This is a genomic window from Paracoccus alcaliphilus (assembly GCF_028553725.1).
Classification (GTDB): domain Bacteria; phylum Pseudomonadota; class Alphaproteobacteria; order Rhodobacterales; family Rhodobacteraceae; genus Paracoccus; species Paracoccus alcaliphilus.
Genome location: NZ_CP067126.1, coordinates 210,550 through 220,139 on the forward strand (window position 1 = coordinate 210,550; position 9,590 = coordinate 220,139).

At 66.5% G+C, this 9,590-nt stretch carries 3 protein-coding genes; all 3 read left to right on the forward strand.

Features of this window, described 5'->3' with window-relative positions; all coding sequences use genetic code 11:
- Nucleotides 1–3: 3 nt before the first annotated feature.
- The 3 genes from JHW40_RS21395 (at nt 4) to JHW40_RS21405 (ending at nt 9,477) form a co-directional block, all read left to right on the forward strand.
- Nucleotides 4–819: a hypothetical protein gene (locus JHW40_RS21395; protein WP_090614220.1), complete on the forward strand. Its 816-nt coding sequence runs from the start codon at nt 4–6 to the stop codon at nt 817–819.
- The gene (locus JHW40_RS21400) at nt 819–3,014 is read left to right on the forward strand and encodes a murein hydrolase activator EnvC family protein (protein WP_090614223.1); all 2,196 of its coding nucleotides are present in this window, start codon (nt 819–821) and stop codon (nt 3,012–3,014) included. Before JHW40_RS21395 ends, JHW40_RS21400 begins: the two co-directional genes overlap by 1 nt.
- 109 nt (nt 3,015–3,123) lie before the next feature.
- A complete protein-coding gene (locus JHW40_RS21405; protein WP_090614226.1) occupies nt 3,124–9,477 on the forward strand; it encodes a hypothetical protein in 6,354 nt (2,117 codons plus the stop codon).
- Nucleotides 9,478–9,590 lie beyond the last annotated feature (113 nt).

Here is a 9,590-nt window from a genome sequence, read left to right on the forward strand (position 1 = left end):
TGGATGACCATGACCACCCGCCTTGCCCATTCCGCCTTTGGTGCCGCGCTGCTGATCTGGGCAGTCGCGGCTGCGGCGGATGAGGGGGGGAATGGCGGGCTGGTGATCTCGACCCTGCCAGCCGAGCCGCTGCAACCGCTGACGATGAATGAGGTGATCGAGGCCAGCCAGCCAACGGCCGCACCCGACCAGCCCACCCCTGACCTGCCCGCGCCGGATCGGATCGCCGCCGCGCTGCCCGCGCCCGATGCGCCGCGCCGGGCCGGGCTGCCCGAACCCTCGATCATCCTTGGCGATCTTGCGGTGCTGATGACCACGGCGGAACGCGGCCCCCTTGGCACGCCCCGCCCGGCGCGCGAGGCGATCCGCCAGCGCGATCCGGCCATGTTCCGGCGGTTGCTGACGCAGGGCGCATTTGACCCTGACGAGGCGCAGGTCACGGCGGCGGTGCAGACCGAACTGGGGCAGATGGGCTGCTATGGCGGCGGTATCGACGGCAGCTGGGGCGCGGGTTCGGCCTCGGCGCTGGCGCGTTATTTTCAGGCGTTGGGTTCGGCCGAGGCCGCGACGGCGCCGGATCTGTCGCTGTTTCGCACCATCGCCGGGAACGAGGCCGTCACCTGCCCCGAGGTCCGCGTCGCCGCCCCCACGACCCGCACCCCCGCGACACAGGCCAGCCGCAATCCGTCGCGCGGGGGCGGCGGCGGGCAGGCTGCGGCGGCCAATACGGCGCCGCGACAGGAACCGTCCGCCGCGCAACCCGCCAGCGGGCCACCCCGGATCAATCCCGGCCTGATGGGGTCGGGCATGTTCCGCTGATGCGCCCGATCGAGATCGACCCGCGCTTTCGCCAGATGGGGCAGGGCGCGCGTCGCCGTCGCCAGCGGGTCGCCGCGATCCGCTGGGGGGCGGGGCTGTCAGTGCTGTCGGTCTCGGTGGCGCTTGGCGGGTGGCTGTGGCGGCCCGATCTGTCGTTCTGGCGCGGCGGCGATCTGGATGAGGGGCTGGTGCAGGTCGAAAGCCAGTTCGACATCGCCCCGGCGGTGCGGGCCGATACCTTCACCGATATTCCGGGCGATCCGCTGATCATCGCCGCCCCCGACGATTCCGGCCCACGCGACAGCCGCGATCTTCCCGCCCCGGCCGAACTGGCCGGGCGCATCGCCGGGGGGCGGTCCGTGACCATGCTGGACAGCCGGTTGATGCAGCCGAACCGGCGGCTGGTGGCCATGCTGCCCTCGACGCGCGAGGAATTCGCCATGTTCCGCGCCGAACGCAGCAGCGTGCGGCTGATGGATGCCTCGTTCCAGTCCCAGACGACGGGGTTGGAGGTGCCCGCCGATCAGCGCGCCTCCAGCGGCGTGGCCTTTCTGCGTGACGCGCGGATGCGCCCGGCGCTGTGGCGCGACCTGATCCTTGAAACCACGCGCGAGGTCGGGCTGGCGGAACTGCTGGGCGATAACGGTTTCTCGGGGCCCGAAGCCGAACGTCTGGCCGCGCGGATCGAAAGCCAGATCGGCGTTGCGCCCGATCTGGCCGCGCGTTCGGTTCTGGCGCTGCGCTATCGCCTGCGAGGTGAGGCGCGTGAAATCATCCAGCTGTCGCTTTATGGTCCCGAAGGCTATGTCGGGTCGCTGGCGATGAACCCGGCGGGGCAACTGGTCACCTCGGCCGATGCCTGGGCCGATCAGCCGCTGCTGGACGATCTGCTGGCGCGGCAGGGTGACGAGGGCGCGGGGCGGCAACGGCTGCTGGATCTGATCTATTCGGCGGGCCTGCGCAATGACGTGCCGCCCGAACTGATCGGCGAGGCGCTGGCGATGATGTCCAAGGTCTATGACCTTGACAGCCATGCCGAAGATTCCGACCGCCTGACGCTGGTTTATGCGCCGGGCACGGGACCGGCCAGCCCCGGCACGATCCTGTTCATCGGCATCAGCGGCGCAGGCGGGGACCGGCCCTGCTATGTCGTGCCTGCGGAGGGCGGTGAGGGCTTCGAGTGCTACGCCCCTTCGGCCCGGGTGCAGCAGCGTGACCGCGCCGCGCAGCTGGTGCCGCCGGTCGCGGGCGTGCTGTCGCGTCGTTTCGTGCCGCCCGCCGATGGCGCAGAGGAAGGTCGCGGGCAGGTCGTCTGGTCGGCCCCCGATGGCAGCCCGGTCATGGCCGCAGGCAGCGGGCGGATCACCGCGCGCACCGTCGATGAGAGCGGCGCGACGCTGGAGATCACGCATGAGGGCGGCATGGTCAGCCGCTATGCCGGGCTGGCGGGGCTGTCGGCCTCGGCGGCGGTGGATGCGCAGATTTCTGGCGGCACGGTGATCGGCACCATCGGACGCACGCCGGGCCAGTCCGAGCCGGGGCTGGTCTTTCAGCTGCTGTCCGATGGTGTGCCGGTCGATCCGATGCCATATCTGAGCGGCGCGGGCGAGGTTCTGGCCTCGGACGCGATCGAGCTTCTGATCGGGCGCATCATCACCGTCGAAAGCGCGGGCAATGCGGCGGCGCGCAATCCGCTGTCCTCGGCGACGGGGCTGGGGCAGTTCATCGAATCGACATGGCTGCGGATGATGCAAAGCTATCGCCCCGACATGGCGCGCAACCTGTCGCGCCGCGAATTGCTGGATCTGCGGCTGGACCCGGACCTGTCGCGGCTGATGGTCCGGCATCTGGCGCAGGAAAACGAGGCCTATCTGCGCGCGGCCGGTCACGCGATCACGCCGGGGCGGCTGTATCTGGCGCATTTTCTGGGACCGGCGGGGGCAGATCAGGCGCTGCGGGCCGATCCTGGGACCTCGGTCGGGCAGGTGATGGGGCCGGCGGTCGTGTCGGCCAACCCGTTCCTGCGCGGCTGGCGCATTGCCGATCTGCATGCCTGGGCGGATCGCAAGATGGCCGGGGCGGGGGCCGGTCATGTGGCAGCGGTGGTCGCACCGCCGGTCTCGGCTGAAATCCGCGCCTATGTCAGCGCCATGGACCGTTTGCGGCAGGCAGGGGGGACACAGACCGAGATGTGACGGTTTCGAGACGGTACAGAAAGCTTGTTTTGACCGCAAACGTCGCGTTATCCAGTATATGGCGGATTCCCTGCCCGGCCTGGCCGCTCCGATTTAGAGAAGATATTTCATGATGACCGAGATTTCGCACCGCTCCATTCGTGTTGCCAGCCGCGCCCGGTTGCTGCTCTCTACCGCGCTGATCGGATTGGCACCGCTGATATTCATGCCCGACGGGGCCAATGCGCAGCAAGCCTGGCTGGACAACAATCCAGACGGCGGAGATCCGATCAGCGGCACATGGTCGGCTGACAGCGAGATCTGGGAACCTCGCTGGGTGTGGCAGCCGCGCGTTCTGACTGCGGGCACGACAGGTATCCTGCACCATTCCGATCCCGAGGCGGCAATCGAACTGACCATTGATGGGCTGGTCCAGGCCGATGCGCTGCGCCTTGAATCCGGCGATTACACGCTGAGCGGCGGCGAGATCAATTCCTTCGGCGGCGAGCTGACATTTGACATCGCGGCAGAGCGCACCCTGACCGTCAGTTCGATCCTGCGTCGATATATCCGGATCACCGGCGAGGGGACGCTGCATTACTTGTCCGAGGAGCCCGGGACGAACGGTCTTTATATCGGCGATGGTGCGACCTTGATCAGCGAGGGCCTGACCCGGCAATTGATGGAGGTCGATGGCACCGCGCTGTTGAGCGGTACCCATGAGGGCGGGGTGAATATCAGTGAAACTGGCGAGGTTCGCGGCGTCAGCGAGATCAATGGTCGGGTTGAGAATGACGGAATCGCCGAACTTGGCGGTTCGACGGGCGAAATTGAAAACCGTGGTACGCTGGACGTTGATGGCGAACTGGCGGCGTCGCGGATCTGGAACCGTGAAGACGCACAGCTTGCGGTCGCGGCTGGTGAACGGTTGCAGTCGGAACTCTGGGTTCACAATTTCGGGGATATGTCGATTGCGGGCGAACTGGCGGTTGTTCAGGAAGGTCGCGGGTTGCGCAACTACAGTGGCGGGGTGCTGGCGCTGGATGGGGCATCGCTGTCGGGTGACCTGATTAATAATGAAGGCGGTAATATCGAGCTGCGGGATGCGGTGGAGGTGAATGGTTCCGTCACCAACCGCGGCAGACTGGAAGTTCAGGGCGATACAGCCAACAGTCTGGAGGCCGTCGACGGCACCGTGACCCATAGCGGCGAGATCGTTTTGACCGGCGCGGGCCGCTTCAGCATCCTTGCTCGCGAAATCGTATTGCAGGGCGATGCCAGGATCGATGGCAGCGTGATCGATCTGATCGGCGATATCTTCAATCAAGCGACGCTGCTCTATTCCGGCACGACGACGTTGGCAGGCAATCTGGTGAATAGGGGCCTTGGTCTGGCGACGATTGCCGGCACGCTGGACGCGAACGGGACCGAGGTGATGAACCGCGGCACCATGATCATTGCCGCCGAAACCGAGGATGATGCCGGTACCGTGCCCGGCGGACGGCTGGAGAATGTCACCACGCTGGTCAGCCGCGATCATCTGTCCATCGGTCGCGGCGGCTCGGTTCAGGCCGACCTGCTGTCCAATCGCGCGGAAGGCGAGGTGCATATCGCGGGCAGCCTGACCGGCGATCTGGAAAACTATAGTCAGGCCAGCGTCACGCTGGATGAGGGGCAGATTTCCGGCGATGTCAGCAACAGCGGGTTGCTGGCGGGCAGCGGCGCGATCGGGGGCGACGTCACCAACCGGGGCACGCTGCGCGTCGATGATCTGCTGACGGTCGGCGGTCTGGGCAATACCGGTCAGGTCGAGATCGGCGGCGACGACACTCTGCGCTCGGCCAGCGATATCTCCAATGACGGCACCATCTCGCTGTCGGGGCTGCTGGAGATCACCTCTGTCGATGCCCTGCTGACCAATAATGGCGGCGGGCGGATCGCGCTGGATGGCGGCCGGATCGAGGCCGGGCTGAACAACGAGGCCGATGCGCGGCTGGAGGTTTCGGGCACGGCCAGCATCGCCGGAAACCTTGAGAACCGCGGCATCATCGACAAGAGCAATGGCGCGGCCAGTCTGACCGTCGAGGGCGGCGCCTTCCACAACTGGGGCCGGGTCACCGGGTCCGGTGCGGGACGGCTGGCGATCCATTCGGCCCAGATCATTCTGGAAAGCGGCTCTTACGTCGATGGCGGCCATGTCGATCTGATCGGCGAGGTGCTGAATGGCGGAGAGCTTGATTTCAGCAGCGACACCGAACTGAATGGCGATCTGGCCAATGCCGAAAGCGGACTGGCGCGGGTGCGGGCCAATGTCGATGCGGCGGGGTTCGACGTCAGCAATGCCGGAACCTTCATCGTGCAAAGCGAGGGCAACGGCAATCTGTTCAATGTCGGCACGCTGACCAACAGCCATGTTTTCACCATCGAGAATGACGGCTCGGTTCAGGCGGATGCGGCGATCAACGAAGCCGGGGCGTTGCTGACCATCGCCGGGGCGCTGGATGCGCCGCTGACCAACCGCGCCGATGGCTCGGTGCTGCTGGAGGGTGGGCAGATCACCGGGGCGCTGACCAATGCGGGTACGCTGAGCGGCTCGGGGCAGTTGACCGGCGATCTGCTGAATGACGGCACCGCCAGCCTTGCAGGCGCGGTCAGCGGCGCGGTGACCAATAATGGCAGCCTGCGGACCGAGGGCGATCTGTCCGCAGGTTCGGTGCAGAACAGCGGCAGCCTGCGGGTGGCGAACGGGCACCGGCTGAGTTCGGGCTCGACCGTGGGCAATGACGGCTCGATGATCGTGGCGGGGCAGGTGAATGCGGGTGTGGCGAACGGGGCCGGTGCCGATCTGACCCTGAACACTGGCAGGATCACCGGCGCGGTCACCAATGACGGGCAGTTGACGGGCAACGGCCAGATCGGTGGGGCGCTGACGAATAACGGCACCGCCAATATCTCGGGCAGCGCGGGCGCGGTCAGCAATACGGGCGGGCTGTCCACCTCGGGCGATCTGACCGTCAGCCAGCTGACGAATGACGGGCAGGCGACGGTCGGCGCGGGGCATCAGTTGACGGCGGCCGGGGGCGTGACGAACAACCAGGCGCTGACGCTGAATGGCAATCTGCAAGGCGATCTGCGCAACAGCGCAGATGCGACGACGACGCTTGGACCCCGCAGCGGCATCTCGGGCGATGTGGTCAATGACGGCACGATCAGCGGTCGCGCCACCATCGGCGGGGCGCTGGACAACAACGGTCAGGCGACCCTTGGCGGATCGGTGGGCGCGGTGGACAATGCCGGCGCGCTGACGATGGATGGCAGGCTGGACGTGGCCAGCCTGAACAACAGCGGCGAGACCGGCATCGGCGCCGATGACCAGCTGCGCAGTCAGGGCGACATCCGCAACAGCGGCACCATCGCGCTGGATGGCAGGCTGGAGGTCACCGGCGAGGGCAGCGATATCCGCAACCTTGACGGCGGCACCATCCGCATGGATGGCGCGACGGTCATCGGCGATGTGGTGAATGCCTCGGGCGCGCTGATCGACATCGTTTCCAGCTCGCTGGTGCAGGGTGATCTGACCAACCGTGGCGATATCGACATGAGCGCGGCCAGCGACGATGTGCGGCTGCATGTCGATGGCGGCACCTTCACCAACAGCGGCGCGGTCACCGCCAGCGGCGGCGGGCAGCTGACCATCGAGGCCGATGTGATCGCGCTTGAGGAAGGCTCGGACGTGGATGGCGGGCAGGTCGAACTGATCGGGGCCGTCACCAACGAGGGCAACCTGCGCTTTGCCGAGGATGCGACCCTGACCGGCACCCTGCGCAATGGCGACAACGGGAATGTCCGGGTCACCGCCGATCTGGATGCGGCGGGCAACAATATCGGCAACAGCGGCACCTTGATCGTGGACAGCGTTGACGGCAGCACCGGAAATATCGCGGATATCGGCAACCTCAGCAATTCGGGCGTGTTGCGGATCGCCGCCGGCAGCAGCGTCGGTGCCGGGGATACGCAGAACCTCGACGGCGGTCAGATGCGGATCGCCGGGACGCTGGAATCGGGTCTGGACAATGCGGCGGGCGGGCAGGTTCAACTGGTCGATGGCCGGATCGGTGGCGATGTCGCGAATGCGGGTCGCTTGACCGGCAGCGGTGATATCGACGGATCGCTGGACAACCGCGGCGTGGTGAATCTGACCGGCACGGTCGGCGATGTGGATAACAGCGGCACGGCCACGCTGAACGGGCGGATGGGCGATGTTGCCAACAGCGGCACCGCCATGCTGGCAGGGCAGGCGGGGCACGTCACCAGCAGCGGCACGCTGACGACCGGTGGGGCGCTGAACGTGACCGGGCTGACCAATGACGGCACGCTGGCGGTGGCCGATGGGCATCGTCTGACCTCGGACAGCCGGGTCAGCAACAATCAGCACATGACCGTCGATGGCATTCTGGATGCCGGTCTGGTGACGGTGGGCGAGTTGGACGGCAGCGGTCAGATCACCGGCAATGTCAGCAACAGCGGTCAGATGGACTGGGGCGGCAGCATCGGCGGCAATCTGGGCAATCTCGGCTCGGTCCGCACGACGGGCGACGTGGCCATCGCGGGCGCGGTCGATAACGGCCGGGATGGCGGGGGGGCCAGCCTCAATGTGCAGGAAGGCCACCGGCTGAGCGCCGATGGCGGCGTCACCAACCGCCGCGATGCCTCGCTGGTGGTTGATGGCACGCTGGCGGGCGATGTGCTGAACCGCGGCAGTTACCAGCAGACCGGCACGCTGGATGGCTCGCTGACCACCCGTGGCAGCGCGACGCTTGGCGGGCAGATCAGTGGCGACGTGGATTATGTCGCGGGCGATCTGGTGCTGCGCGACGGGCTAGCCATCGGCGGCGATTTCACCCTTGGCCGGAATATCGACATCGCAGCGGGGCAGAGCCTGTCCGCCGGGCGCATGATCGTCAGCGATGACGTGACCCTCGGCTTTGCCGGAACGCTGGACGGGGCGCTGCGCAACAACGGCACGATGCGCGCCACCGGCAATGCGGTGGTCAGCGGCCAGATGCACAATGCGGGCCATGTCGATCTGACCACGGACCGGCAGGTGGGCACGGTGTTGCAGGTCGGCGGGTTGCAGGGCAATGGCAGCTATGCGCTGGATGTCGATCTGGCCGAGATGACCAGCGACAGCATCGTCGTTCGCGGCGGGGCGGCGCAAGGCAATCACCACTTCACCATGAACAACCTGTCGGCGCAGATCACCGCGCAGCCGGGTCTGATCACGACCCTGCTGGATGTCGATGAGACGCAGGGCGCGGCCAATGATTTCAGCTTCAGCTATGACGAGGTCGGCTTCAGCTCCGAGCGGGTGATCTTCTGGGTGGACCAGACCGCCGCGAATGGCGATCTGGCGCTGCACAGCGGGGTCAATCCGGGTCTGGGCGCGCTGTTCGGCAACGTTACCCTGACGCAATCGCTGATCGGCTCGGTCATCAACCGACCCACCAGCCCCTTCGTCACCGGACTGGCCTATGAGGACAGCGAAAGGCCCTGCGGCCCCGGCGCTTGGGCGCGGGTGACGGGCGGTCATGCAACGGCAACCGGTGCCACCGATAACGGCGATGCCAGATTCGACAGCGAAATCCGCGCCGATTACTATGGCATGCAGGTCGGCAGCGATCTGGCCTGTTTCGACGGGCGTTACGGCGGTTGGGACATGGCCCTTGGCGTGCTGGGCGGCGTCAACCAGGGCGACACTTATCAGCCGGTCTATGCCGTGAACGGCGCCACGGGCGAGACGCTGGACACGATCACCAGCGTCACCACCGCCGATTTCACCCAAGTCTATGGCGGCGTCTATGCCACCGCGACCCGCGGACGGTTTCAGGCGGATCTGCAATACCGCTATGAGAACACCGATTTCACCATCAGCAACCGGGCGGTGGTCGGCACCGGGCTGGGGCTGGACGATGTCGATTTCTCCAGCCGGGCGCATACGCTCAGCGGCTCGGTCTCTTATGCGATGCCGCTGGGGGAACAGGGCTGGGCAGTGGTGCCGACGGCGGGCTTTGCATGGTCGCGCATGTCAACCGACGCGATCGAGCTGGACAATGGCGACCGGCTGAGCCTTGAGGACAGCGACCGTCAGGTGGGCTTCGTCGGCGCGACACTGGCGCGGACCTATGTTCAGCCCGAGGACAATGCCGCGCTTTATGCCTTTGTGACCGGCACCTATTACAAGGATTTCGCCGATCCCACCGTCTCGGTCTTTTCGCGCCGGGGAACCAATGCCGAGGACAGCCAGCGTCTGGTTTCCGACAATCTGGGTGCTTACGGAGAGATCAGCTTTGGTGCCAATTACATCAAGGTTCTGAGTGCGACGGGCCGGGGCCGCCAGTTCTCGACCAGTGCGCGGATCGATGCGCGCTATGGCGACGGGCTGGACAGTGTCGGGGTGACCGGGCAGATGCGCTGGCAATTCTGATTGGCTTCGCCGGGGTCATTGCTTACTGTGGCCGCTTGTCGGGGCCGGGCGAATTGCCGCCGGGGCCCTGACCTCAAGATTGCAAAGGGGCGCGCTTGCCCCACTATTGATTG